This window comes from Bradyrhizobium barranii subsp. apii (genome assembly GCF_011516635.5).
In the GTDB taxonomy this organism is placed as follows: domain Bacteria; phylum Pseudomonadota; class Alphaproteobacteria; order Rhizobiales; family Xanthobacteraceae; genus Bradyrhizobium; species Bradyrhizobium barranii.
Window position 1 is genome coordinate 6917059 of sequence record NZ_CP096255.1, and the last position, 23487, is coordinate 6940545.

Genomic DNA, 23487 nt, shown 5'->3' on the forward strand with positions numbered 1-23487 from the left:
GATCACCTATTTGAGCGGCATCATCTGGTGCATCACACCGATGAAATAGTCGAGATACGTGCCCATCATCGCGGTGAGCACCACGGCGAGCACCAGGAAGCCCACGAAGATCGACAGCGGCACGCCGACGAAATAGACCTGCATCTGCGGCATCAGCCGCGCCAGCACGCCGAGCCCGATATTGAAGACGAGGCCGAACACAAGGAACGGTCCGGAAAGTTGCAAGCCCAGGCTGAACGCGGCGGCAAAGGCGCGCGTCGCCAGCGAAGCGACGTCGCCGCTCGATACGGTCTCGCCGGGCGCGAAGATCGTGTAGCTGTCGTTCAGCGCGGCGATCACCAGATGATGGCTGTCGGTGGCAAACAGCAGCGTCACCCCGAGCATGGTCAGGAAATTGCCGACCAGCACGCCCTGCTGTCCCTGTGTCGGATCGACCGAAGTGACGAAGCCGAGCCCCATCTGCTGCGCAATCACGGCGCCCGCGACCTGAAGCGCCGACAACGTCACGCGCGCGGTCGCCCCCAGCACGATGCCGATCACGATCTCATGCAGCATCATGACCAGCAACGGCGCGATCGAGCCCATGTCGACGTGATAGGCGTTGCGATGCAGCGGCAGGATGATCAGCGTCAGCAGCAGCGCGATCGCCAGCTTGATCCGCGTCGGAATGTTGGTCTCGCCCAGCCCCGGCAACAGCATCACCATCGCACCGACCCGGGCGAAGGCGAGCATGAAGGAAGCGGCGAGCGCCGGCAGCAGCGAGACGTCGATGCGCATGTCGGGCGCATTGTGCCTCAGCCGCCGATGATTCGCGACGAGATCCGCATCATGTGGGAATGGAGTGCGTCGGCCATGAACGGCAGCGCCAGCAGCATCGTGGCGAAGATGGCCAGGATCTTCGGCACGTAGATCAGCGTCTGCTCCTGGATCTGCGTCAGCGCCTGGAACAGCGACACGACGACGCCGACCACGAGGCCGACCACCATCAGCGGCGACGACACGATCACGATGGTCCAGATCGCATCACGCGCGACGTCGAGGGTTTCAGGTCCGGTCATGTTCTTTTTCTCACTGTGAGTTGTTCGTCATTCCGGGGCTCGCGAAGCGAGAGCCCGGAATCCATACTCCCGATCGTGGTTATGGATTCCGGGTTTGCGACGTCGTCGCGCCCCGGAATGAAAGGACCGATCAGATCGGCATCTTCATGATGTCTTCATATGCCGCGATCACGCGGTCGCGGACCGAGACCAGCGTGGACACCGCGACGTCGGTGTCGGCGACCGCCGTCACCACGTCCATCACGTTGGCCTTGCCGGCGGCCATCGCCACCGTCTGGGCGTCGGACTTGCGGCCGGACTCCATGACGCTGCCGACAGCGTCTTTCAGGAGCGAAGCGAAGGACTGCCCGCTCGCTTCGCTGCCCTTGCCGGCGCCGCTGTTCTCCAGCACGCGGGCGAGGTTGGCATAAGCATTGGCTGCGATTGTCGGTGATGCCATGGCTCAAATGTCCTGTTCAGCTCTTGAGGATGTCGAGCGTGCGCTGGATCATCCGGCGCGTCGCACTGATGATGTTGAGATTGGCCTCGTAGGACCGCTGCGCGTCGCGCATGTCGGTCATCTCGACCACCGAGTTCACGTTGGGATATTTGACGTTGCCGGTCGCATCGGCCGCCGGATTGTTCGGCTCGAATTTGGTGCGGAAGTTCGACTGGTCCGGCTTGATCCTGCCGAGGGTGACGACCTGCGCGTCGAGCGTGCGGTCGAGCGCGGAGGAGAAGGTCGGCACCTTGCGCCGGTAGGGATCGCCGCCTGATGTCTGCGAGGTCGAATCCGCGTTCGCGATGTTTTCGGAAATCACCCGCATGCGCCCGGCCTGCGCGCGCAGGCCGGAGGTCGCGATCGCCATCGAGCGGGCAAAGTCGCTGCTGTCATTCGCCATGATGCGCTTCCCTTAGCTCTTGAGCATGATCTCCGCGCAAACGCGTTCCGCGTTTGTCGCGAGAGAAAACCGCCCGCTCACTTTTCCGGACCATGCTCTAGCCCTTGCCGATCGCGGTCTTGAGCAGATGCAAGCTCTTGGAATAGAGCGAGGTCGCCGCCGCGTAGTCCATCTGGTTGCTGGCGGCCTTCATCATCTCCTCTTCGAGATTGACGGCGTTGCCGGCGGGACGGGTCTCGAAACCCGCATTCCTGTTCTGGTCAAAGCCCGAGGCCGCGCCGGATGGCGCCATGTGGGAGCCGCTGGTGCGGGTCAGCGCCAGGGGGCCCATCGAGCCGGTGACGGCGCCTGATTTGTCGAGCTTCGGCTCGACCAGGTCGCGTGGCCGGAATTTGGGCGTGTCGGAATTGGAGACGTTCTCGGACAGGACGCGCTGGCGTTCCTGGTGCCACTGCATCTTGGTGCGAATCGCCGACAGCACCGGGAGGTCGTTGATGGACATCGTTGCGGCTCCTTCCGCCTCTCGGACCAAAGGCCCGAAGCTAGGCAGAATTTGCCGCGTGTATGGTTAACAGGTGGTTAAAGATGGCGTCGATGCATGTCCCTTGACGGAACACCGCTTTGCGCCCCCGTGATTCTACGCATCCAAAAGCGGCATTAACCCAACCGTTTGGCGGGCCATGCACAAGCCAAGAAGTCGTTTTGGATCGAGCGATTCATAGGTTATTAAGAGCTGGGGACGGCAAAACTTGCCGTGGGACGTTAAGAAATCGCAGTTTGGGGCATCCCACGCCGATGGTTGGCGCGTCTGACCATGGGCACGAGAAAAGCGCCATTTGTCGGGGACAAGTATGCAAGGCAGCCCAATCACCTTCATCGTGGCGTTCATCGTCGTTCTGGCGTTGATCGGCGTCGCCGCATGGTTGGTTCGCCGATTCGCCAGCAGCCGGCTCGGTGCCAACACCCAGCGCGGCCGGATGCCCCGGCTTGCCGTGATCGATGCCGCCGCGGTCGATGGCCGGCGCCGCCTGGTGCTGGTCCGGCGTGACAATGTAGAGCATCTCCTGATGATTGGCGGTCCCACCGACATCGTCGTCGAGCCCAATATCGTGCGCGCCGCGCCCGGCCGCGACCAGCTTCCGCAGCGTTCCAATGCCGCCGAGCCGCCGCGCCTTGCCCCGATGCCCGATACCAGCAGCTGGACCGACGAAGCTCCGCGGCCCGAACTGCTCGATCATCCCGAACCGCAAATGCCCGAGCCGCCGCGGCCGCGCCCGTCCTTCGCCGACGAGGTACGCCGGCCCGCTCCCGCGCTGGCCGAGCGCCGCAACGAACCGCCACTGGCCGGCTTTCCGCCTGAGCCGATCCTGCCGCCGCGCCCCGAGCGCGAGGCACGCCCCGAGCCGGTTCCGCCGCGCATCGCCCGCAGCGAGCCTCCGCTGATGCCACGTCCCCCGCGGCAGAGCGAGCCGGTGAAAGTGCCCCCGGTGCGCGCCGAGCGCGCGGCCGCGCCGCCGCCTCCCCCGCCCGTGCCGCAGGCTCCGCCCGTTCCGCCGCCGGCCCCCGCTCCTGCCGCGCCCTCGAACGCCGAGCAGAATCTCGCCGAGATGGCGCAGCGGCTCGAAGCCGCGCTGCGCCGCCCCGCCGGCGAGACAGTCGCGCCTCCGGTTGCGCCCGAGCCGCCCGCTCCGCCGCCGCCCCGCGCCGCACGCAGCGAGCCGCCGGCCCCCCCGGCTCCGCCCGCAAAGCCGGCCGCGGAGAAGACCAGCTTTGAAAATCTCGAAGACGAGATGGCCTCGCTGCTCGGCCGTCCGAAGCCGTCTTCGTGAGGCTGCCGGCCCTCCCGCGTAGAGTTGTTTTTCTTTCTGTCCTGATCGCCGCGGCTTCGCTCGCGATGCCTGCGCATGCGCAGGACATCAGCATCAATCTCGGCGGTCAGGGGGGCGGCGTCACCGAGCGCGCGATCCAGCTCATCGCGCTGCTCACGGTGCTGTCGATCGCGCCGTCGATCCTGATCATGATGACGTCATTCACGCGCATCGTGGTCGTCTTGTCGCTGCTGCGCACCGCGATGGGCACGGCGACCGCGCCGCCGAACTCGGTGATCATCGCGCTCGCGATGTTCCTCACCTTCTTCGTGATGGGACCTGTGCTGCAGAAGTCCTACGACGAAGGCATCCGCCCGCTCGTCGCCAACCAGCTTGGCGTCGAGGACGCACTCCAGCGCGCTTCCGTCCCCTTGCGCGGCTTCATGCAGAAGAACGTGCGCGAGAAGGACCTCAAGCTGTTCCTGGATCTCTCGGGCGAGCCGCCGCCGGCCACGCCGGATGACCTCGCGCTTCGCATCCTCGTCCCCGCCTTCATGATCTCCGAGTTGAAGCGCGCCTTCGAGATCGGCTTCCTGCTGTTTCTCCCCTTCCTGATCATCGACCTCGTCGTCGCCTCCGTGCTGATGTCGATGGGCATGATGATGCTGCCGCCCGCAACGATCTCGCTGCCGTTCAAGCTGATCTTCTTCGTGCTGGTCGATGGCTGGTCGCTGGTGGCGGGAAGCCTGGTGCAGAGTTACGGGGGCGGATAGCTGCGGCTCCATCCGCCGTCATGCCCCGGCTTGACCGGGGCATCCAGTACGCCGCGGCCTTTCGATTTCATCACTGCGGCCTCTGGAATACTAGATCGCCCGATCAAGTCGGGCGATGACACCGAGAACGTGGCGTACAGTGAGACGGCGTCGACAGCGCCCCTACCCCTTCACGTCATACTGCTTGCTGAGGTGATCGCCGATCTGCACCAGCATGGCGACGCTTTCGGGGAAGCCCGGCTTATCCGTCGCGGCCTGGTCGGCATCGGCGCGGAATTCCCAGCTATCGCCGTCGCGGACGATCGAGATGACGAGGTCATCCGGACCATCGGCATGGACCTTCAATTCGGCCCGCGCCATGGCGATGAGTTCGGCTTCGGTCTTGGCAGGCTTGCTCATATCGACGCTCTCCCGGCATGAAGACGCGCAGGTTGCCGCTTCAACGGGCACCTGTCGAGAGGCCTCGTAGTAGCAGGGTTCCTACCGCGTCATCTTGATCTGCCGCACGACGGGGATCGTGGGCAGCGAGCCGGTGTGGTCGGCCTCGTCCTTGGCTTGCGGCGAGGCCGGCGCGCGGGCGGTTGCGTCGGGGAAGCGCTGCTTCATCTCGCGCAGGAAGCCGTCGAGCGTGTCGACGCTGGCAGCGAGCTTGGCGATCTCGGCGAATTCGGCGCTGGAGGACGCTGCCGGCTTGCTCGCGATGTCGAACGCGACCCGGTCCGCACTCTCGCTCATCAGCGGCGCATATTTCTCGCGGAAGCGCGACAGGCCGATCGAATCGTCGGCGAGCGCATAGCCGACGGCGGCACGGATGATGTCGCTCTTCTCCACCGCGTTGAGCGGCTTGAAGTCGCGAAAGCGGTCGCCGTAGTAGAGCTCGATCTGCTCGGCGGATTCGCGCCAGCGCCGCGCCGCCCAGAAGATGTCGGAGCGCAGGCGGAGCACCTCGCGTCCGGAGACGTTGGAGACGATGTCGAGCGCGAGATCGTGGCGGCCGACGTCGCTCTGCGCGCGCGCCTCCAGCAGCAGCCGCTGCTGCCGCAGCTCGCCGGAGAGATCGCTGATGCGGCTCGCGCGCAGCGCCGAGATCGCCATGTCGGGCTTGCGGTTGGCGAGGTAGATCATGGACAGGCGCGCGGCGACCTGGGCGCGGGCTGCGCCTTCGAGGCGATGGTCGACCTGGTACTGCAACAGCTCGGCGGCCTGGTCGAGCAGGTCGATCGAGGCGAGACGGTCGGCGAGTCGGCGGATCAGCTCGTCGCCGCGGCGGCCGATCGGCGTCAGCTCGCGGAACTCGTAGAACATCCCGAGCGCCTCGACCGGCGGCAGCTCGTCGCCCTTGGGCCCCAGGAATATCTGCGTGAACAGGTCGGAGGCGAGGTCCTGCGCCTGACGCGAGGCCTCGGCGTTCGGCTGGAGCCTTGTCGCGGTGCGCGCCGCCCTGAGCGCGTCCCGGTAGCGCCCGTTCTCGGCATATATCTGCGACAGCATCTGGAGCGTCTTGACCTCGATCGAGTCGCCCCGCCAGGTCATCGACAGCGTCTCGAGCTCACGCAGCGCGTCTTCCTTGCTGATCTCGTCGCGCTTCTGCCGCAGCGCTACTTCGAGCTGCTTGGCCTCGGCCGCCGCCTGACGATCGTTCGAGGCGACCGCGAATTTGTAGTCGTCGAGCGCGTCCTTGTCGTGGCCGAGCGCCTCGGCGAGCCGGCCGCGCAGCACGGCGAAGCCGGGCGCCGCCTCTGGCGATATGCCGACCACCTCGATCTCGCTGCGGCGCTTGGAGGCGCCGGCATAATCCTTCACCTCGAGCGAGGCGCGCATCGCCTCCATCGTCACGATGCGCTGGATGTCGATCGGCAGCGAGGCGATGGCGAATTCGACGTTCTTGAACTTCTCGCGCGCATCCGCCCACTTGCCCTGGCGCGCATAGGCGAGCGCCTTCCAGAGCTGGGAATCGTGGCTGTTGCCGATCACGGGATTGGCGAGGTCCTTCAAGCCCTGCGCTGGCCGGCCGATCAAGATGTTCGCGATCGCATGCATGATCAGCGCGCCACTCTCCTCCTTGTTGAGGGGATCGGCCAGCATCAGGTCGGTCACCGACTTGGCTTCGTGGTACATGGCGCGCGACATGTAGAACTGCGCGAGATCGAGCCGTGGCAGCGAGCGCTGCGCCGGCTCGACGGCCGCGATCGCCGTGATCAGACTGCCCTGGCGCGTCCAGAAATCCTCCGACTGGCCCTTGCGCCAGCCTTCCGGACTGAAGACCGGCCGCACCGCGGTCGGTGCCCGCTCGGCGGAGATATCGACCGGCGACAGCGTCAGTCCGCCCTTCTTGCCGAGAATGACCTTGTCGGATCCGACCTCGACGCCGACCTCGTCGGAGTTCGGCCGGATCGCGATGCCGTGCGCGGATTCCAGCAACGAGAGATCGACGAGATCCTGCCGCTTGATGAAGCCGCGCACCGGCCGCTGCCCGGTGACGACATAGAGCGTGTCGCCGGCGTCGGGATCGGTCAGCTTGTGCAACAGGCCCGGATTGGCGAAGGGGATCGCGATATTGGCGAGCGCGGGGTCGGTGATGTTGCGCGACATCATCAGCGGCAGCGGCGTCGCCTGGATCTTGTCGGCGAGCGTCAGGAGCCAATTGGTCTCCTTGCCGACCTCCTCGCTCGTCAGCGAGTAGACCAGCGGCCGGGTGAGACGGATGCGGACAGCCTGTCCCTTGTCGAGCGGCATCCGGCTGACCTCGCCGATCATCGCACCGCCCCGGCTGCGGATCGCCTCGACATCGATCGGCTTCGGCGTATCGAACACTAGCCACACGGTGTCGCCGCGGCGGAACGCCGCCGCAGGCGTTGCCACCTGAAGCGGGAAGATCACGCGCAAGCCATCGCTGTCGCGGCGGACATCGACGCTGGCCACGGTGGGCTGCGGCGCGGCCGGCGCCTCGGCAGGTGCGGCCTTGACGCTGTCCTTGGCCGGCTCTTTCGCAGCCTCCTTGACGACCTCCTTGGGCGCTTCGGACACCGCGGGCTTGACGGGCGCGACCACAGCTTCCGTTGCCGTTGCCGGCGCCGCAGGCTTCGACACGTCCTTGGGCGGTTCCGCAGCATGCGGTGCTTCAGCCGCGGGAGCCGGCGCAGGCTTCGGTGCTTCGACCGGCGGCATCGCCGCCGGAGCTTCCGGCTTCACCTCGGGCTTCGCTTCGATCTTGGCTTCGATCTTGGCTTCGATCTTGGCTTCGCGCGCGATCGTCTCGGACGTCGGCGGCGCGATCTCGCGATGGACCTCCTTCGGCTTCTCGGCCGCCGGCTTTTCCGGAGTCGGTCCATGGCCTTGGGCCGCAGGCTTCGCCTGCGCGATCACCGCCTCAGCCGTCGCGGCGGTCTTGCCCTTGTCGGGTTGGAAGGAGATGTCGACGACGTAATTCTTCTCGTCGCGGAAGGAGTGCACGTCCGAATCGCCGATCAGCGCGATCTCGACACTGGTCTGGTCGCTGTCGGACTTCTGCTTGATCGAGGCGACGTTCGGGGGCGCGGCGACGACGGCGTCCGCCAGATCGAAATTGAGGCCGGCATTGAACGCGAGCGTCAGCTTCTGCTCGTTGAGCACGGAGGACACGCCGACGCCGTCGGGCATCTCGAATACGAAGCGCACGAAAGTCGGCTGCACCGAGGCGCGCACGCGGATCTGCGGTCGCTTCTTAGTCTCGGCAGCGGCGCGCTGGGCGCGCAAGGCACGTTCGGCGACACGCGCACGCTCGGCCAGTTCCTTGACCACGTCCATGGGCAGGCTTGGCGGCGGCCCCTTCCAGCCCTCCGGCAAGAGATCGATGAAGGTGCGCTCGCCGGCATTCATGGTGTTGACGGTGACGCGCCGCGCCAGCGACAGGCGGATGGCGCTGCCGTCGGGATCGCGGCGGGCAGAATTAACGTAGTCGGGCGCACCTTCCGGAACGCGATCGACGGGAACGTCGACCGCCCGGTCGAAGCGAATGATGAGAATGGAGCCGGCCGTCGTCACCTCGGAGGGAACGTCCTCGCCGAGCTTGATCACCAGACGGGCAAAGCCGCCACCGGCCGAGAAAGTCGCCTCGCCCCGGACCACATCGGCGGCGCGGGCGGGCGCACCGAGGCCAATGAGCAGGCAGGCCGCCACCACGGGTGCCTTGCGGACGTGACGCGACAGCCCCTGCGCCAAAGCGCGGGCTCGCGACATAAATCCAGCGGCAGCCTTCTGCGCCATTGGCGGCGTTTCTTCCAATTCGGCGGTCCATGCCGGCACTGGCGCCGGCCCGTGCCGTCGACTGTAGGTTTTGCCAATTAAGGACTTGTTAACGTCAGCCCATTGAAATTTAACCGCTTCCGGTCGCTGTGCGCCCTCATGTGCGCCCCGGGGTTCGGCCTTTGTGCGGGTCCGCGTGGGGGCGCTTCCGGCCAGATTGTGCGCCGGGCCGGCGCGGTCGCTTCAGGGCTTCCGGGGCTGAATTGCAAGGCAGGACAGCGCTAGCCCGAACCCCATGCCCCAAGGGATAAGACCCCCATCCGAGAACGCCGCGCCGAAGGCCGCGGCATAGACGGCGAAGCATGTCGCCGATATCGCCGCGGACAACGCAAGCGGGTCGCGGCGATGCCATTGCCGCATGACAGCGATCGGCGCGAACGCGAACAGGATAAGGATCGATATCAGCCCTAGAAGCCCGTTCTCCGCTAGGCGTAGGATCAGCATGGAATGCGGCGACGTGAATTCGGGTTCGATCCGCGCGTAAATGCCGGTCCCGATGCCGGTTAGCCAGTTTGCCTTTGCGATTGCGATGCCCGTCCTGACGGCTGCGGCCCGGTCTGCCCCAGATTGATCCTGAAGGGATTTGTTCAGTCTATCGCCGCTTGTCGGCTTGTCTATTTCGCCAGCATTCGCGCCGAAGAACGAACCGACGCCGCTCGCATAGTAGTTCCAGCCGCCAGAAGGCAGATGGACGGCGATAATGAACGCGACGACGGCGGGAACGGCCCATCGAACGTTCCCCTTGGCGATAGACAGAATAACCGCCGCCGCGGGCAGGCCGATCAGCGCCAAGATCAATCCCGCGCGGGAATAGACCAACAATCCGGCGTAGCAGAGAAAAAACAGAAGGGCGATTTTCGCCTTCGCGAAGTCCTTCGAGATGTAGAGGGCGCCGGCGGCGAGGGGCAAAATAGCGACCCAGCCCGCAATAAAGTTCACGCTGTTGCCGTAACCGTTGCCGCCCGCCACGCGCATAAGATCAAGGTTCATTTTGTCCATCAGGAAGCCTTCCGCAGTCAGCGCGCAGCAATTGACCGTCAGGATGGCCGCCGACTGACTGAGCGCGACGACGGCAAAGCCCAAGCAGAAAAGAAACACGGCATGAACGAGGAAGGCGCGATCTGTCGCGTTCGCGGCATACGCATAGACGACGACAAAGGGGATGATGATTTCGAAGAACCCACGCGCCAGCCATAGGCCGGATCGGTCGCAGCCGCGCTGCTGACGATCCAACTAGCCAAGGCAAGCGCCGCGCTGACGGTCAGGATCGGCGATGGCCGTTTCGGCGGCCGCAGGATCGCGGTTCCGATCGCTGACGCGATGAGCAACAGAAGAACGGGCCGGAACACTTCAAGCGCGACATTCCCGTCCATCAGGGTTTTCCGGATGGCCTTGATCGCCAAGAGGTTGTCCAGCGGCGCGGCGAAGGCGAGGATCAGCAAAGCGCGCTGGAACCGATCCGGGTACGCTTTCCAAAGCTGGAACCAGTAAAAATAGCCAAATCCGACCGCGACGGCGACCGCCTGCGCGAGATGGCTTGGCAGATAGTCCGGCTGTTTCAGGGCGACGACGGGCGCTGACGCCATGATCAAGGCGATAGCCAGACCGGGCGCGATAAATTTCCGATATTGCAAGATGACGGCTTCCATCCCCGATTGCGGGCGCAACCTACCCAACAACCGAGGGGCGAACAAGAAGGCCCTTAAACGGAAAAAAGCCCCCGCCCCGGCCGAAGCCGGAAGCGGGGGCGAAGTCTAGGGAGGCGCGCCGGCGAGGCCGGCGCTACCGCGGAGGGCACCCCACGGGTTCAGTGTGTCGCCAGCCAGAGCCAGCGAAGGGCCGCGCCGCCGCTGATGAGCAGGACGGCGAAGGTCGCGGCCAGAAGGATTTCGACGTCGGTCCGGGTCCAGCGCATCAGACCCGCCGATAGGCGATGATGCCGCGCGTCGGCCGCGGCCGCTCCCGGACCGCGTGACCGTCATTGCCGGACAGAAGCATGATCTGACCGCCGCCAAGGTCCGCGGTGATGATCCCGACATGATGCCGCCAGACGGCGATTACGCCGGCGCCGGGGCCGCTGGCGGCGGTTCCAACGCGTACCCATGCCCGGGCGAGGTTCAGCCGGGGGTCACGGATACCCAGCTTCAGGCGCAGCCAGCAACCGCACCAAGCAATCCCGGCGCATTCCGCCGGCTGCCCGGCGGCGACGTGGCGATGATGGTTCCGGTGGTGGTGCCGGGGACGGGCTTCCGCCGGCATGGCAGAAAACACGGCGAGCGCGAGCGCTGCCGCGATCATGGATCGCTTCATCGGGTAATGCTCCGAAGGTGTCTAAGAGGTTAGGTTTTGGAGTGGATGCGCTTCGTCAGTTCGTCGAACTTCGCATCGATCTTGTCGCCGATCTTTTCGATCGACTTTTCCATTCGGCCGATGACCAGTTCGAAACTGCCCTTCCGAACGAATTCGTCGCGTGCCCAGATTTCGACCTGATAGACCTTGTCCGATAGCGACCGGAACTTTTCTTCGAATTCAGACCGAAGCGCGACTTCGGACCGCGACAGCTTCCAGACGACGCCGCAAGCTGTCGTGATCAGAACGATTTCGAGGGACGCCGCCGCGATGACGATCGTCCAGTTAATCCCTTCCATTGCCCTGCCCTTCGCCTGCGGCCCGATCGCGGACGCCGTCATACCAATCGCGGCTACTGGAAAGCCGGCCGTTCGCTTCCTTCAGCGCGTCCCGGGTCACGGCAAGCCGCGCCCGGGCGTCGTCACTGAGCCTTGCCGAAGGGTCTTTGACCGGCGCCATGAATGCCGGCGCCGGCGGAAGGTCGCGGGTCAGCGGGACATGACTTGGACGCGATGCGCAGGCCGCGCAGGTCGTCGCAAGTAAGGCCGCACTTGTCAGGCGCAGGCCGTTTTTCCAGTTCAGCAACATAATCGGCGGTCTTTCCTTTTTCGACGTCGGCGTTCGCTTCCAACGCTGCAAGTTTCAGGGATGCAGCGGCCGCAGCCGCTCGCGCGTCGTCGCGATCCTTCTGAACCGCGTCCAACTGTGATTGAAGGGCGGCCGCCTCGCATTTGCTGTCGGCCGCCTCGAACCCGGCGTCATAGATTTTGAAGCCGGCGCCGGCGAAGGCGAGAAGCAACAGCCCGAAGACTACCGCTTCAATGGCGATCGGCGGGACGCCGATCAGTCGGGCGAGCGCTGCGAGCATGGATCAATCTTCCCGCAGGCACCAAGGCCGTTCGCCCCACATGGCATTTGTGCGGCGATTGTAGAGGCCTTGAAGGAATTCGCCGTTCGCGTTGACGTACTTGACCATTGCGTCGCAGGCTTCTTTGACGCGCCCGGCGTTGAGGTCGCGGCCGATCGACGTATTGCAGACCTTCGCCGGACCAAGATTGACGGCGAACGAAGCAATCGCCGCCTGTCGGTGGGGCGGCATAGTCGGCAGCGACGGGACGCAAACGACGACCTTGTCGGCGTAACGTTCGGCGGCTTCCTGAAGCGCCTTCTGACAGTCTTCCTTCGGAACGACGTCGCCGACCTTCAGCCAAGGCCAATCGTAATTGGTGATGCCGCCGCAGACGGTCACGACGCCCGGCGGATCGAATGGGAGATGTTCGGCAACCGTGCTCATGCCCTCCCAATGCGAGACGAGCACGCCGGCGAGCACAGCGCCAGCTGCGGAAAGTCCAACGTGTTTTTTGGTGATAGCCATCTATTCAGCCCCCGGCTGTTTGAGAAGACGCGCGACGCCGAACGCCGCGGACAAGACAATCCCGCCGATCACGTAAGCGCCGACGGGAATTTTGTCGGCGAGCGCCGGCCAGACCATGATCGCGCCGCCGACCATGCTCCAAAATGCGGCGCCGCCGATCGCCGCGCGCATCGAATGCAGCCGCAACAATTTGCTGTGCCAGTCGTCGATCAGTCGCATTTGCCTTTCCCTTTCCCAGGCGCGAAAAAGGCCGCCAGAATTGGCGGCCCCTTGGTCATTTCGTGCAGTATTCGGTGATGATCACGACGCCGGGCGCACCATTGCCGCCAGCCGATGCGACAGCGCCGTTGATGCCGGCCGCGCCGCCGCCGCCTGAGCCGTAGGCGATGCCCGCAACGCCCCCACCCGAGGCGACCTGTCCCGGCCCACCACTACCGAAAAAGCTCGCGCCGCCCGATCCGCCCGCGCAAAGCTGAGTAGAGCCGCCGAGACCCGTTCCGCCGCCGCCCCCGTTGACCTTGAAGTCGCCCGTCCCAGCCGTTCGATTGTCGCCACTCGCGCCGACGGTTTGGTTTCCTGCTGCGGCGACCGCTCCACCGCCGCCGCCTTTGGCCACAACGAGGGCGCCAACGCTTGTATCCACGCCTTGGCCGCCGTTGGCGCCAGATGCGCCTGCGCCACCCGTGCCGATCGTGACAGCCTGCGTCGCGCCAGCCGTTGCAGCGCTGATGATTGAACGGGAGTAATCCCCAGACTGACCGCCGCCAGCGCCGCTTCCGACTGATGTGCTGATGGTTGGAATGCCGCCGCCCGCGCCGCCGCCGCCGACGCCTTCGACGTCGGCATAGATAAGGTTTGCATTTGGCGTCCATGTTCCGGTCGCGGTGAAAACGGTACGACGGATGACGCCGAATGCCGCGGCATTGACGCGCGCCTGATCCTTTTGCGCACCGCTCAAACCTTGCGCAGTGTCGTAGCGCACCGCGCCGGCGCCCGGCGTGACGTTGGTCAGTTGCGAACCGTCGACGGCCGGCAGCTTCGCCGTGCCGTCGAGTTGCACTACTTGGCTTGCGGCGGTGCCAACGTTGAGCGCCGCGGCGGTGCCGAGCGTCGGCTTTCCGGTCAGCGAAGCATAAGGAATGTTAGTCAACAGCGAGCCGTCAACCGCCGGGATGCGTGCCGATCCGTCGAGTTGCAGCACGTTGCTAGCGGCGACGCCGAGGATCACGCCGAGATTTGCGAGCGCTTGCGTCTTCTGCGGCGTGGTCAGGCCCTGCGCAGCGTCGACGCGCAAGCGGACTGCGAGCGCCGCAGTAACCGTCGCCGCGAAGCTGGCGTCGTCGTTGATGGCGTCCGCCAGTTCTTTCAGCGTATCGAGCGCGCCGGGCGCCCCGCCAATCAGGGCGGTGATGGCGGCTTGCAGCGCTTCCATCGTCGCAAGCTGAGTGTTGTTGGTGCCTAGCGCCGGCGTTGGTGCCGTAGGCACGCCAGCAAACTGAGGCGAGTAGACCGGCGCGAAAATCGCCGTCGGCTGAAGGACAAGGTTGGAACTGCCGTCCAGCGTGAGGACGACGTTAGGCGTCGGCGCCACTGTGTCGAGGACGGCGAGCATCCCCGTCAGTCTGTGGGTTGCGTTGAAATGCGACGGCTGGATTGCGCCGGGGTCGCCGTTGTCGGCGCGGCCGGACTGGAATTCGTGATCAACAGGCATGGGCTGCTTTCCGAAAATGAAAAACCCCGGCTTTAGGCCGGGGCTTGCGGGGGCAGTGTTTTGGGTGGATGGATCAGATCGCCGCAAAGGCGGCGTTGATTTCAGGGATAGAAATCAGCGTTCCGGCGTCGATCTGCGCGACGACGTCGGCTTCCGTGGAGAAGCAGGCCGCGACGTGCTGACCAATCGCTACCGCCAGAGCGATGATCGTCGGAGCATCCAACGGGGTGAAGTTTCCGTTTTCCGCTTTCCATTTCGTCGTGAAGGACGCGTCGTGAGCGGCCATATTGTATGCGCCGTTAATCATCGATTGGCTTACGCGATCTGTGCTGACCGACATTCCGCCCACGGATATCCCGCCGACTTCTTTGTCGTAACGGACCGCTGCGGCGTAGACCTTCAGCTGCGGGCGGCTGTATGTCGTCGCCGTCGGCTGCGCGAAGGTCGTCCCGTCGAACAGCCATGCGGGGAGAAGATCAGACACATACGGCCAGATTTCCGCCTCGCTGGCGATCTTCGTCGCCGCGGCGCGTTCGGCGAGCCAAGCAACGAAGTCCGCATCGGCGATCGGGACATACGTGTTTCGCTGACTGGAATAGACCTTGTCGACAGCGCCGCCGACGGCCCAATACCAATTACGGGGTTCAAATTGCATGCGGATGATCCTTCCGGATTAGAGGTAAAGGCCGTTGGACGCGGAGCCGGCGATGGTGCCCGGCAGGTAGCTTGCGCCGCCGCCGTTCGTATTGATCAGGCCATAGTTGTCTGCCTGATACCGCTTGCCGGTGACGTTGCCCGGGTTGACGATGGTCGCATTCGGCGGGCCGAACGTGATCTTGCCGCCCATCGCGGCGTAAGCAAAGGCAAGGCCGCAAGTGATCGGCGTGCTGACGGTCAAGTTGATGCCGGTTGCGACGCTGATGATACCGTCCAGCATTCCCCAGAGCGCTTCCGAGCAGTTGCCCGCGAAGTTATGAGCGCCGTTGATGTTGAGGTTCGCAGCGCCGTACGCTTCGAATACCGCGCCGGTCGAAATGGTGCCGCTGACCGTGTTGCTAGTGTTGAGCGTCGCGCCGGAACCGGTCACGACGAACCCGCCGGCGGCGGCAGTGCCAAGGTTGACGACCTTGACAAACGAAACAGACATTGTGTTCGGCCCCGTCACCGTCACGCAATGAGATGTCCCGGCCGGGTTCTGCACAACAACGGCGGACGGATTGCCCGTGTTTCCGACGACAATAATGTTCGGACCTGCATAGCCGGGCGTCTGGAACGGCGCATAGGTGCCGTCGGCGATGTGAATGGTAATAGCGAACTGAGACGGCGCGTAGCTGAACGCAATGTTGATCGCTTGCTGGATGGTTGCCAGCGCGTGACCCGCAACGTTCGAAATGCCGTCGTTTGCGTCGTTGCCGATCGCGCCATTGACGTACAAATCATAATTGGAAACCAGCTGCGGGCGCCCGCGCGCCGACGGCAATTGCAGCTTAGTTCCATCGAAAATGTAGCAGTCGATCCCGCCAGCGACGATATCGCCGTAAAGAAGCGCCGAACCGTCCCGCCGGACGATCGGCAGAACACCAAGGCCGCTAATATTCGCGGTCGCCGCGCCCGTGTTGATGTTCGCCGCCTTGATATAGAACCGCATGCCTTTCTTGTATTCCGCCGGCGTCGGCGTCAGCGCGGCGGTGATTTGGTTTGCCGTGACGGAGGCGTCTTCGCCGTAGCTGACAAGACCGCGCTGGATCAGGTGCTGCGCGGCCCGAACCAAAATGCTGTCGTCGGCGTTGTCCTGTGTGACGATGTCGACGCTTCCGGCCGTCTGACCGTTGGCACGCGCAAGGGCGCGAAGCGTTGCGGTGACTTCATTGAACCAAGCCGCCGAAAATTCCGTGCCGTCGTCGAGGTCAGGCGACGAACAATCGCGGAAGAAAGTGTCGATCGCAGTAAACGCCCGCGTTTCAGACGGGCGAACAGTCACGCCGCCAGCGCCGACGGTCGGTCCGAAAAGATCAAGTGCCATTTGAAGCCTCAAAGGTTAGCTGGATTTCAGCGTGAACGATGCGGGAAAGGATGCATTTCAGCGGCGACAGATCGGGGCCGCAGGAAACGCGACGGCCGGCGCGCATGCGGCCGGCGCGAGATGCGAGGTAACGGCCGCGCGGCTGGAACGCCGAACTTTCGTTTAGGTGAACGATGATGCGAAGCGCTGCGGCGCCGACGACACGGCCGGCGCGAGCGCGGCCGGCGAAGGCCCGCCCTCCGGCACGAGAGCCGCAGAAGCCGATTTCTTCGTTACATTCGATTGACCAGCCGGATCGCGCCGCGACCGCCTGATAGTATTCGCAGCGCGTCCCGCCGATCGCGGCGACCTTCGTACAAAGGTCCGGGAAGGGATCGCAATCGTCCGGAAGACCGTATTCGACCATCCATTCGTCGCGAGTTTCTTTGACGCTTTGGCACCAAAATTCCATCCGCAGGTCGCAGAGACGCTGCGTCAGGTAGTGCAAAACGACTGCGTAGGACCGCCAGTATTGATAGAGAATGCTGACGGTCGTCCGGGTGGCGGAGTATGCATCCCCGTCGAATGCATCCGGCGAGAAGCCGATTTCCTGTCCCGGCATCGGGGCGCCTTCGTTCGTTTGCCACGCGCGACCGCGCGGCAACAGCGAAAGCACCCCGGACGTTACATCGTCCAAGGTTGGGCATCGCATTGATGAATTGCCTGATTAGGGGATGAAGGTGACGGTTCCGAGGACGGCCATTTGGCCGGACAGAAGCGCCTGATCTGCTGAAGGAGACGCGATCCGATGGCGCTGTTCTCCGGTCGCGTTCGCGACGGCCTGCCAAATCCACGACAGCGAAAAGGAAAACGGCGAGGCCAGATATGGCATGCTGCCAAAGGCGTCATCGTTTCCAGCCGGGCGAGACAGCCGGAAGAACGTATCCCGCAGTTCCGCCAAAACGGCTTCCTGAACTTCCGACGTGTTCGGCGACAGTCCGGCGATCGTAATGTCGACCGGGACAGCCTGCGGCGCGGCGATAGTCACCTTCGCGCCGGCCGGCCGAACCGTTTCGATGTAAGCCGCGACCCGCAGAACGTCGGCGGCAGACGGAATGCCGTTCGGATAAAGATCGTACATCAGCGGGAAAACGCGGATCGTGCCGGCGCCCTGCCATAGCCTTTCGACATAGACCGTCGGCCGATCCAGAAAGAACGACACGCCGGCGACCTGCCCGGTCCAATCAACGTAATCCGCGGCGTTGCCGCCATGCGGCGGGTTTCGCTTCCGGAACAGGATGCGAGCACGATAACTTTCCATGTCTTCGACGTCGACGCCAAGGGACAGGCCGTCGCCGTCGACCGCGCAGGTCGGCGCCGTCGTACTTGTCGACGTCACGCCGGAAACGATTTCGAGCGGCGTATTTCCCGCCGTGTTAGTCGCCGCCCCGTCAGTCGCTGCCACGACCGGGACCGTCAGCGTTCCAGACGTCGCCAGCGTGCCGCCGGCGCTGACGATCAGTTCGACGCCATCCGTTCGGCGCAGGATCGCGCCGGTCAAAACGGCGACGTTGTCGGTCACGGTGAAGACGACACTTCCTGACGCCGGCGCGCCGGCTTCTGGGGGATGCCGAATTCGATGCCGTGGAACGTCAGGCTTTCAAGATCGGGCGCGCGGTGCGCGAAAATCTGCTTCTCGATATAGGAGGCGAACCCGAACAATTCGTAGATGCTGCCGGCGATAACCTTCGCTGACGCGTAGACGTTGTTAGGCCAGACCCACGCGTCCGAGCCCTTCAGGTTCGCCCGGAACGACTGGCGCGTCCGCTCCATCAGGTCTTTCAGTGTCGGAAGTGCAAACATTGCGGAGGCCCCTTAATCCGGCGGGTTGTCGCGGAAGGTGGCCGCTTTCGGTGACGTGACGGTCTGCTGCCAAATGTCATCGAAGCGGTAGTCGTATGCTCGCGTTCCGTCGCGTCCGTAAATCTGGATTGCGAGGTCGCAACGGTTGAAGGCAAATTCGGCGGTCGCCTGCGCTTCGATGCGGACCGCGGCGCCTTGGAAGATCAGCGGCGCGAGCGCGTCCAACGCGATCGCTTCGACCCATCGCCGGATTACTTCGGTCAGGGTTGACCGCTCGAAAATCCAGAGAAGCGAACCCATGTCGGTTTCGCCGAGTTCGGCGCGGACGTCTTCGCCGTCGCCAAACCAGCCGCGGGGGTCGCCGTCTTCGACCAGATAGCGCAGCGGATGATCGTTCGGGATACGCTTGTCGGTGAACAGCGAAATGATGACGGCGGTATGCAGCGCGGCCTTTGCTTGCAGCCCGCCGCGGTTCTGCGGTTCGTCGGGGGCCGCAAGCGCCCAATCGGCTTGACCGCGCCAAGGCGACCATACGCTATCCCAAAGCAGAATAGGCTGCGCCTGCGCGCCTTCATTGATGCGAACGCGTAGCGAAGCCATGTCAGATCGCCTTCGTTGTGGTTGAGCAGCCGCCGCCGCAAAGGCCGATGGGCGTTCCGCCCTCGCCGCCTAGATTGATGTCGGGACTTTGGACGACGACCGTCGGCGCCGTAACCGTCGCCTTCCCGCTTTCCAGCTTCACCGAAGCGTCGTCGAATTCCGACGTCAGGCTTTCTTCGTTCCAAGTGATCTTGGCTTGCTGGAAGGTGATGACGACATTGTCGCCGTCCATGACGATTGAGATCGTCTTTTCGTCCTTGCCGCTTTCGTCGTCGGGGGCGTCGTCGCCGCCTTCCTCGCCGCCGGCTTCGTCCCCGCCGCCGTCTCCGCTTTCGCCTGCGGCGTAACCGTGGCCGATGCGAATATTGACCTTCTTCTGATGGACAAGGTCGGCGTTCTCCTTGAAGACGCGAATGATGTCGCCGAACTGATTGAAGATCGCCATACAGCCTTCGGGCGTCTTCTTCGGGCGGTATTTCTCGTGACCGCCGTCGAGGTAAAGCGTCCGATCGGATCGGCTGCCCATCTGGATTAGATAGCCGTCGCTATCCGCCGGCGGGACCGACGTAAGCCGAAGTCCAGCGGCCGCCAGATTTTCTTCGGCTTTTCGTTCTTCAACCCCTTGAGGTCGATCCGCTGCTGACTTTTCTTGTCGTCGACCTTCACGACGCGCGCGCGGCGCGTCGTCGACCGAATGCCGTCTTCGTGCTCGTAAAACATCAGCCCATGTCCCAATCGCCGCCGGATTTGTTGCCCTTGCCGCCGCCGCCGCCCTGCCCGTCATAGGCGCGCGGGTCGACAAGGTTCAGCGTCGCGATGCTGCCGCTGTCGTTCTGGCGGTAGTCGACGCTTTCGATCAGCATGTCCTGCGCGATGTCTAGGAACTGGCTTTCGGTCCAAACCAAATAACCCGGCGTCCAGAGCATGCCGCCGTCATCGCGGAAGCCTTGCGTCAGGATCGTTGCCTTCAGCGCGTTACCGGCGGCGCGGTTCTTCCGGTTCTTCGCCCGCTTCTTCGCGCGATCCTTCGTCGTGTCTTCGTCTTGGATGATGACGATCGCACGATGGCGCTTGACCGCGCTGTCTTGTTCTTCCGCCTCGATTTCCAGATTGTCGTCGCCGTGGCCGAACGGGCGCTGTCCGCGGACGACGATCTTCGAATGGCGGTTTGAGCCGTTGTGGTGAGCGGTACCGGCGAGAATGTTGACGCCCTCGATCAGCCCGCCGCTTTGGCGTTGCCCGTTCGCCTTCGTGATCTTGGCGTTACCTTCCGGCGTGCCCGTGATCGTCATGCCTTGTTGACGCGCCAGCTTTTCGACACAGCGGAAGCACGTTTCGCCGGGCGTCAGCTGATACTGTTCGACCTTTTCCAGCTGCTGATCAGTCTCGAATTTGGCGGTGTAGTTGCTGGAAATCTCCTGCCCGATTTCAAGCGGGTCTTTGTTTTCGAACTGGCCGGTTTCATGTTCGGCGCTGCCGTCGACAAGGTCCGCCGATTTTGATGCGCCGCAGACATCGATAATTGCTCGCCTCGCTGCAAAGCTTGGTTCGCGGCTGTCGACATAGCCAGTCAGAAGAAGGTCGCCGTTTGCCGAAACAGTGACCTCCGTTCCTACAGCGAATACCGCGTTCGTTGCAGACCCGCCGAGTTCAGCCGCGATAGTCATCGAGAAAGACCGCGCGGCCTTGTTGAATGCGGCGTGGACGTTGATTTCTTCAAACGCGGTCCAGTTACCGCCGCCTGCGGTGATGGTGACGACTTCGATCCCCATGACGACCTACTTCGACAGCGCTTCGAATTCCGTCGGCATAAACGACGGATGCGGGATCATGTTACGCGCAACCAATTCGGCCGACCGATTGGGGTCGGCGTAAATCCGCCATGCCCAGAACAGCGACGGCATGGACAGGTTTGCTTCGACGGTGACGACCGGCGCGAGGTCGAGGACTGCGCGCGACAGGTATTCGATCGTCGCGTCGCGCAGCGCTGCAACCGCGTGGAACAGGTCGATTTCTCCCGGCGGGATCAATTCCAGAATGGCTTCGATGTACTCCGCAACATTCCCGCGCAGCGTGATCCCGGATTGACGGTCGGTCAGCGTTACCCGGGCGACCGCTTCGCAATAGGCTGTTACCGCCGCGAGCAACAAAAGCCGTTTGGCTGCGGCGTCGTTCAGCGCCGCGGCCCGCCGGCTTGGCGTCGGATAGGGGGAAGAAGGAATGACGGATGGGATCGACGGCCTTCGCTGGCATTCGCTTCGCGCCGGGAAGCGGCGGGCCTTTTGGCGCGCTTCGAAGCCGGCCCGCGCCGCTGGCTTTCCGATCGCCAGCTGGCGGCTGTGGACTGGCACAGAGCCGACGGAGCAGGATCGCGAACTGATCGCGGAAGCTTGCATTTCGCTCAACGGCGAACAACGGGACTGGCTTCGCGGTAAACGCCGGCGGCTTGTGCGCCGGCCCGGGCGCACAGGGCGCACACTGACCATATGATATCAATAGCTTAGCGGCCTATCCCGCTAAGGACTTGTTAATGCTGTAATGACGAATTCACCCGGCACAGTGCGTCGCGACGCCTGCTTGCGGGCTCGGGCGTTCGTGCTTCGAATCTGGAGAGCAAGTGGTTAAGGAGGCGTTAACACCCCGTAGCCCGCACCCGTCAGGAATGCCAATCAACCCCCGCGATTGGCCGGCAAGGCATTCAACTTGCCTCGCGCTTCGCGAATTGACTGCAAGGTCAATCGCTTTTCCGAGATTCGGCTCTCGATGTACTCACGCTCGAGATCGGTCAACTGTGTGTTCAACAACCGCTGATAGCGGCGAATGCTATCGTCGTGAGCCTGAATGAGCGCGAACCTTGCATCCATATTCACCTCCGATTCGTTCCGCCTCACCGGGCCAACTCAGTCGTAATCGACGCCATAACGCGCGAACTCGTCGCCGATGTTCTTCTGAATTGTCCTTGCAGTCGAAATGTCAGATTTTCCGCCGATCGCATCGCCTTGCTTCAGCTTGGCAAGCCCGCGGCCAAAAAGCGCGCTCGCCAGTTCCGGGGCGGCTCGCAGGGCAGAATTGTAGTCATCGATCGCGGCACCGAACTCACCCATCTTCAGGTGGATCAGCCCACGCGAGTCGTACACGGCAGCGCTGGTCGATCCCGACTGAAGCGCTCTGTCGCAATCCGCCAGCGCTTCTCGCGAGGCACCGAGAACCGCCCTGGTCCAACATCGTCCGCTCCATGCCGCCCGCGAGGCGGGCTGGAGACGGATTGCCTCGTCGTAATCATGCGCCGCGCGCTGGTGGTCGTTCTTTTTCAGATAGGCTCCCGCGCGGTTGACGAAGGCAGCGCCACAGCCGGGATCGAGCTTGATCGCATCATCAAAGGCTTCGATCGCGAGCTCATATTCGCGTCTCCTCAAGTGAGCCACGCCGCGGTTGTTGAAGGCCTTTGCGTATGTCGGATTGAGTGCGATCGACTGATCGAAATCGCTGATGGCGCTGTCGTAGTCGCCCTTTGCCGTGTAGGCGTTACCGCGATTGTTATACGCGATTGCCAGAGCTGCCGTCGAATCTGGACGCGCCTGTATGAAAGTCGTGCAGGCACCGATCCGGACATCGAGCGAGGTGGTACCCGTCCCGTTGCACAGTTCGATATTGCTGAGATAGCTGTCCTTCACCCCGGAGTTCTGGGCCGCGACCGGCAAGCCGACCAGCATCAGGACGACAAGCGCCAGTCCGCCTTCGGCAACGGAGGATCCTGGTTTCATGTCAGGCTCCCGATCTTCCGAGATCTGGCGATTGCACCGGCTGGGACCAATTCTCTAGCAGCCGCGGCAGATGTTCAGATTGAGCCTTTGCTCGGCCCTTTGCTCGGGTTGGCGTGTCCCCGCAGCGCCGGGCTTCTTCGTATATTTGTTCTTGCCCTCTTCGATCAGAGTGGAAAACCTGGTGGTTCCGTCGTCCGAGATTTCGACGTGAGGTGTGGTGCCTCGAATGCCCATCGTCGCGACCGGCGTTTCGATCTTCATGTCGCCGGTCATCGCAACCTGGCCGGCAACAAAAACGAACGTACCCTTGGTCAGGTTGATGACTGTCGAATTGGACTTTCCACCCGGCTCGTAGACGTATTCGTCCAATGTCATGCGGGCGTTGCTCGACAAGTTGAACGAAGTTCCATCGACAAAGTTGATGCCGACCCGACTGTCGGCACCGGTTCGAACCAAATCGCCCAAATAGACGGGATCACCGATCTTCGTCTGGATGGATTCGCCCCCGACGTTTGCCTGAACAATGGCGGCGCCCGCATGCTCGATGGTGACCGAGCCATCGGCTGTCACAACTTTCCCGATTGGCTTTGATGACGAGTCCAGCACGGCACGTCGCGGGGAATCGTCCTGCGCCTGAACCGGGCGGGGTGACGAAGCGGCCAGCGCAAGGACGAGACCTGCCACGAGAACAATCGCTGCACGAGTGCCCATGGCTTCCTCCTTTTCGAAGATATGATCCTCGAGCATCCGAACGGCTCCGACAGGGCCGACGAAAGCCATCGGGGATAATGGCAGACCAGCCACAGCAAACCACGACAGCCAAAATGGTTATTCCGGGGTAATCCGAATGGCTGATCGCCGTGTCCAAAAGAGTCACTATCCGCGCCAGGCAATTTCAAACAGCTTTTAGCGCTGAAAGCGGTACCGTCGGGCGAAACGTCAGCAATTCTGCCGTGATCAGCCTGGGCGGAATTCTCAGAAACGACAACTTTTTAGCGGGCATAGCTGAGGTTGCCGGC

At 63.5% G+C, this 23487-nt stretch carries 30 protein-coding genes; 2 read left to right on the forward strand and 28 right to left on the reverse strand.

Annotated elements, in window-relative coordinates; genetic code table 11:
• Window positions 1–6 precede the first annotated feature (6 nt).
• From fliR to flgB, 5 genes are all read right to left on the reverse strand, one after another.
• The gene (gene fliR / locus HAP41_RS33270) at window positions 7–777 is read right to left on the reverse strand and encodes a flagellar biosynthetic protein FliR (protein ID WP_028148497.1); all 771 of its coding nucleotides are present in this window, start codon (window positions 775–777) and stop codon (window positions 7–9) included.
• A 17-nt stretch (window positions 778–794) separates the two neighbouring features.
• Window positions 795–1058, reverse strand: coding sequence for a flagellar biosynthesis protein FliQ (gene fliQ, locus HAP41_RS33275; RefSeq protein WP_014494021.1), 264 nt, complete (start codon window positions 1056–1058; stop codon window positions 795–797).
• A gap of 130 nt (window positions 1059–1188) precedes the next feature.
• The gene (fliE, locus tag HAP41_RS33280) at window positions 1189–1497 is read right to left on the reverse strand and encodes a flagellar hook-basal body complex protein FliE (RefSeq protein WP_008142413.1); all 309 of its coding nucleotides are present in this window, start codon (window positions 1495–1497) and stop codon (window positions 1189–1191) included.
• 16 nt (window positions 1498–1513) lie between these two features.
• Window positions 1514–1939 carry a flagellar basal body rod protein FlgC gene (gene flgC, locus HAP41_RS33285; protein WP_028158335.1) on the reverse strand — a complete coding sequence of 142 codons (426 nt, stop codon included), beginning with the start codon at window positions 1937–1939 and terminating at the stop codon, window positions 1514–1516.
• 97 nt (window positions 1940–2036) lie between these two features.
• A complete protein-coding gene (flgB, locus tag HAP41_RS33290) occupies window positions 2037–2441 on the reverse strand; it encodes a flagellar basal body rod protein FlgB (RefSeq protein WP_166090677.1) in 405 nt (134 codons plus the stop codon).
• Between the two features lie 349 nt (window positions 2442–2790).
• On the opposite strand from flgB, the gene HAP41_RS33295 reads away from it, so the two are divergent.
• Both HAP41_RS33295 and fliP read left to right on the forward strand, forming a co-directional pair.
• Window positions 2791–3768 (forward strand): flagellar biosynthetic protein FliO, encoded by a 978-nt coding sequence (locus HAP41_RS33295; protein WP_166090673.1) that lies wholly within the window; start codon window positions 2791–2793, stop codon window positions 3766–3768.
• Complete coding sequence (gene fliP, locus HAP41_RS33300) at window positions 3765–4520, forward strand: flagellar type III secretion system pore protein FliP (RefSeq protein WP_063982286.1); 756 nt, start codon at window positions 3765–3767, stop codon at window positions 4518–4520. The genes HAP41_RS33295 and fliP overlap by 4 nt, the downstream gene beginning before the upstream one ends.
• A 162-nt stretch (window positions 4521–4682) precedes the next feature.
• Here fliP and HAP41_RS33305 read toward each other — a convergent pair whose 3' ends face one another.
• The 23 genes from HAP41_RS33305 to HAP41_RS33415 all read right to left on the reverse strand — a co-directional run bounded on the left by HAP41_RS33305 (window position 4683) and on the right by HAP41_RS33415 (window position 23215).
• On the reverse strand, window positions 4683–4919 hold the full coding sequence (locus tag HAP41_RS33305) for a hypothetical protein (RefSeq protein WP_028148501.1): 237 nt from the start codon (window positions 4917–4919) through the stop codon (window positions 4683–4685).
• Between the two features lie 81 nt (window positions 4920–5000).
• The gene (locus HAP41_RS33310; protein ID WP_166090667.1) at window positions 5001–8765 is read right to left on the reverse strand and encodes a tetratricopeptide repeat protein; all 3765 of its coding nucleotides are present in this window, start codon (window positions 8763–8765) and stop codon (window positions 5001–5003) included.
• Window positions 8766–8987: 222 nt separating this feature from the next.
• Window positions 8988–9902, reverse strand: a complete 915-nt coding sequence (locus HAP41_RS33315) for an O-antigen ligase family protein (protein ID WP_166090665.1) — start codon at window positions 9900–9902, stop codon at window positions 8988–8990.
• Window positions 9842–10453 carry a hypothetical protein gene (locus tag HAP41_RS33320; protein WP_166090660.1) on the reverse strand — a complete coding sequence of 204 codons (612 nt, stop codon included), beginning with the start codon at window positions 10451–10453 and terminating at the stop codon, window positions 9842–9844. Before HAP41_RS33320 ends, HAP41_RS33315 begins: the two co-directional genes overlap by 61 nt.
• A gap of 265 nt (window positions 10454–10718) precedes the next feature.
• Window positions 10719–11114, reverse strand: a complete 396-nt coding sequence (locus HAP41_RS33325) for a C40 family peptidase (protein WP_224580679.1) — start codon at window positions 11112–11114, stop codon at window positions 10719–10721.
• Window positions 11115–11143: 29 nt separating this feature from the next.
• Window positions 11144–11452 (reverse strand): hypothetical protein, encoded by a 309-nt coding sequence (locus tag HAP41_RS33330; protein WP_166090654.1) that lies wholly within the window; start codon window positions 11450–11452, stop codon window positions 11144–11146.
• Between the two features lie 122 nt (window positions 11453–11574).
• Complete coding sequence (locus HAP41_RS33335) at window positions 11575–12021, reverse strand: hypothetical protein (RefSeq protein ID WP_166090650.1); 447 nt, start codon at window positions 12019–12021, stop codon at window positions 11575–11577.
• A 3-nt stretch (window positions 12022–12024) separates the two neighbouring features.
• Window positions 12025–12528 (reverse strand): lysozyme, encoded by a 504-nt coding sequence (locus HAP41_RS33340; RefSeq protein WP_166090645.1) that lies wholly within the window; start codon window positions 12526–12528, stop codon window positions 12025–12027.
• A complete protein-coding gene (locus HAP41_RS33345) occupies window positions 12529–12747 on the reverse strand; it encodes a DUF7940 domain-containing protein (protein WP_166090640.1) in 219 nt (72 codons plus the stop codon).
• Window positions 12748–12802: 55 nt separating this feature from the next.
• Complete coding sequence (locus HAP41_RS33350; RefSeq protein WP_166090637.1) at window positions 12803–14239, reverse strand: glycine-rich domain-containing protein; 1437 nt, start codon at window positions 14237–14239, stop codon at window positions 12803–12805.
• Between the two features lie 73 nt (window positions 14240–14312).
• Window positions 14313–14894 (reverse strand): DUF4376 domain-containing protein, encoded by a 582-nt coding sequence (locus tag HAP41_RS33355; protein WP_166090633.1) that lies wholly within the window; start codon window positions 14892–14894, stop codon window positions 14313–14315.
• An 18-nt stretch (window positions 14895–14912) separates the two neighbouring features.
• Window positions 14913–16262 carry a hypothetical protein gene (locus tag HAP41_RS33360; protein ID WP_166090629.1) on the reverse strand — a complete coding sequence of 450 codons (1350 nt, stop codon included), beginning with the start codon at window positions 16260–16262 and terminating at the stop codon, window positions 14913–14915.
• Window positions 16252–16938 (reverse strand): hypothetical protein, encoded by a 687-nt coding sequence (locus HAP41_RS33365; protein WP_166090622.1) that lies wholly within the window; start codon window positions 16936–16938, stop codon window positions 16252–16254. The genes HAP41_RS33360 and HAP41_RS33365 overlap by 11 nt, the downstream gene beginning before the upstream one ends.
• Window positions 16939–16968: 30 nt before the next feature.
• The gene (locus tag HAP41_RS33370) at window positions 16969–17823 is read right to left on the reverse strand and encodes a baseplate J/gp47 family protein (protein ID WP_248577132.1); all 855 of its coding nucleotides are present in this window, start codon (window positions 17821–17823) and stop codon (window positions 16969–16971) included.
• Complete coding sequence (locus HAP41_RS33375) at window positions 17820–18074, reverse strand: hypothetical protein (protein ID WP_248577133.1); 255 nt, start codon at window positions 18072–18074, stop codon at window positions 17820–17822. Before HAP41_RS33375 ends, HAP41_RS33370 begins: the two co-directional genes overlap by 4 nt.
• A gap of 42 nt (window positions 18075–18116) precedes the next feature.
• The gene (locus HAP41_RS33380) at window positions 18117–18704 is read right to left on the reverse strand and encodes a phage GP46 family protein (protein ID WP_166090612.1); all 588 of its coding nucleotides are present in this window, start codon (window positions 18702–18704) and stop codon (window positions 18117–18119) included.
• Window position 18705: 1 nt separating this feature from the next.
• Window positions 18706–19149 carry a hypothetical protein gene (locus HAP41_RS33385; RefSeq protein ID WP_224580678.1) on the reverse strand — a complete coding sequence of 148 codons (444 nt, stop codon included), beginning with the start codon at window positions 19147–19149 and terminating at the stop codon, window positions 18706–18708.
• An 86-nt stretch (window positions 19150–19235) separates the two neighbouring features.
• Window positions 19236–19424 carry a hypothetical protein gene (locus HAP41_RS33390; protein WP_224580677.1) on the reverse strand — a complete coding sequence of 63 codons (189 nt, stop codon included), beginning with the start codon at window positions 19422–19424 and terminating at the stop codon, window positions 19236–19238.
• Window positions 19424–20476 carry a phage baseplate assembly protein gene (locus HAP41_RS33395; RefSeq protein ID WP_166090601.1) on the reverse strand — a complete coding sequence of 351 codons (1053 nt, stop codon included), beginning with the start codon at window positions 20474–20476 and terminating at the stop codon, window positions 19424–19426. Before HAP41_RS33395 ends, HAP41_RS33390 begins: the two co-directional genes overlap by 1 nt.
• 6 nt (window positions 20477–20482) lie before the next feature.
• A complete protein-coding gene (locus tag HAP41_RS33400) occupies window positions 20483–21055 on the reverse strand; it encodes a hypothetical protein (protein WP_166090599.1) in 573 nt (190 codons plus the stop codon).
• 318 nt (window positions 21056–21373) lie between these two features.
• Window positions 21374–21568, reverse strand: coding sequence for a hypothetical protein (locus tag HAP41_RS33405; protein WP_166090597.1), 195 nt, complete (start codon window positions 21566–21568; stop codon window positions 21374–21376).
• A gap of 36 nt (window positions 21569–21604) precedes the next feature.
• Entirely contained in the window at window positions 21605–22417 is an 813-nt protein-coding gene (locus HAP41_RS33410; RefSeq protein ID WP_224580676.1) for a tetratricopeptide repeat protein, read from the reverse strand.
• A gap of 105 nt (window positions 22418–22522) precedes the next feature.
• The gene (locus tag HAP41_RS33415; protein WP_166090587.1) at window positions 22523–23215 is read right to left on the reverse strand and encodes a FecR family protein; all 693 of its coding nucleotides are present in this window, start codon (window positions 23213–23215) and stop codon (window positions 22523–22525) included.
• Window positions 23216–23487: the final 272 nt, after the last annotated feature.

Coding starts and splice junctions, on each gene's coding strand:
- fliR (WP_028148497.1), bottom strand. CDS start 777: ATGCGCATCGACGTCTCGCTGCTGCCGGCGCTCGCCGCTTCCTTCATG.
- fliQ (WP_014494021.1), bottom strand. CDS start 1,058: ATGACCGGACCTGAAACCCTCGACGTCGCGCGTGATGCGATCTGGACC.
- fliE (WP_008142413.1), bottom strand. CDS start 1,497: ATGGCATCACCGACAATCGCAGCCAATGCTTATGCCAACCTCGCCCGC.
- flgC (WP_028158335.1), bottom strand. CDS start 1,939: ATGGCGAATGACAGCAGCGACTTTGCCCGCTCGATGGCGATCGCGACC.
- flgB (WP_166090677.1), bottom strand. CDS start 2,441: ATGTCCATCAACGACCTCCCGGTGCTGTCGGCGATTCGCACCAAGATG.
- HAP41_RS33295 (WP_166090673.1), top strand. CDS start 2,791: ATGCAAGGCAGCCCAATCACCTTCATCGTGGCGTTCATCGTCGTTCTG.
- HAP41_RS33305 (WP_028148501.1), bottom strand. CDS start 4,919: ATGAGCAAGCCTGCCAAGACCGAAGCCGAACTCATCGCCATGGCGCGG.
- HAP41_RS33310 (WP_166090667.1), bottom strand. CDS start 8,765: ATGGCGCAGAAGGCTGCCGCTGGATTTATGTCGCGAGCCCGCGCTTTG.
- HAP41_RS33320 (WP_166090660.1), bottom strand. CDS start 10,453: ATGGAAGCCGTCATCTTGCAATATCGGAAATTTATCGCGCCCGGTCTG.
- HAP41_RS33325 (WP_224580679.1), bottom strand. CDS start 11,114: ATGAAGCGATCCATGATCGCGGCAGCGCTCGCGCTCGCCGTGTTTTCT.
- HAP41_RS33330 (WP_166090654.1), bottom strand. CDS start 11,452: ATGGAAGGGATTAACTGGACGATCGTCATCGCGGCGGCGTCCCTCGAA.
- HAP41_RS33335 (WP_166090650.1), bottom strand. CDS start 12,021: ATGCTCGCAGCGCTCGCCCGACTGATCGGCGTCCCGCCGATCGCCATT.
- HAP41_RS33340 (WP_166090645.1), bottom strand. CDS start 12,528: ATGGCTATCACCAAAAAACACGTTGGACTTTCCGCAGCTGGCGCTGTG.
- HAP41_RS33345 (WP_166090640.1), bottom strand. CDS start 12,747: ATGCGACTGATCGACGACTGGCACAGCAAATTGTTGCGGCTGCATTCG.
- HAP41_RS33350 (WP_166090637.1), bottom strand. CDS start 14,239: ATGCCTGTTGATCACGAATTCCAGTCCGGCCGCGCCGACAACGGCGAC.
- HAP41_RS33355 (WP_166090633.1), bottom strand. CDS start 14,894: ATGCAATTTGAACCCCGTAATTGGTATTGGGCCGTCGGCGGCGCTGTC.
- HAP41_RS33360 (WP_166090629.1), bottom strand. CDS start 16,262: ATGGCACTTGATCTTTTCGGACCGACCGTCGGCGCTGGCGGCGTGACT.
- HAP41_RS33375 (WP_248577133.1), bottom strand. CDS start 18,074: ATGGAGCGGACGCGCCAGTCGTTCCGGGCGAACCTGAAGGGCTCGGAC.
- HAP41_RS33380 (WP_166090612.1), bottom strand. CDS start 18,704: ATGGCTTCGCTACGCGTTCGCATCAATGAAGGCGCGCAGGCGCAGCCT.
- HAP41_RS33385 (WP_224580678.1), bottom strand. CDS start 19,149: ATGGCGATCTTCAATCAGTTCGGCGACATCATTCGCGTCTTCAAGGAG.
- HAP41_RS33390 (WP_224580677.1), bottom strand. CDS start 19,424: ATGTTTTACGAGCACGAAGACGGCATTCGGTCGACGACGCGCCGCGCG.
- HAP41_RS33395 (WP_166090601.1), bottom strand. CDS start 20,476: ATGGGGATCGAAGTCGTCACCATCACCGCAGGCGGCGGTAACTGGACC.
- HAP41_RS33405 (WP_166090597.1), bottom strand. CDS start 21,568: ATGGATGCAAGGTTCGCGCTCATTCAGGCTCACGACGATAGCATTCGC.
- HAP41_RS33410 (WP_224580676.1), bottom strand. CDS start 22,417: ATGCTGGTCGGCTTGCCGGTCGCGGCCCAGAACTCCGGGGTGAAGGAC.
- HAP41_RS33415 (WP_166090587.1), bottom strand. CDS start 23,215: ATGCTCGAGGATCATATCTTCGAAAAGGAGGAAGCCATGGGCACTCGT.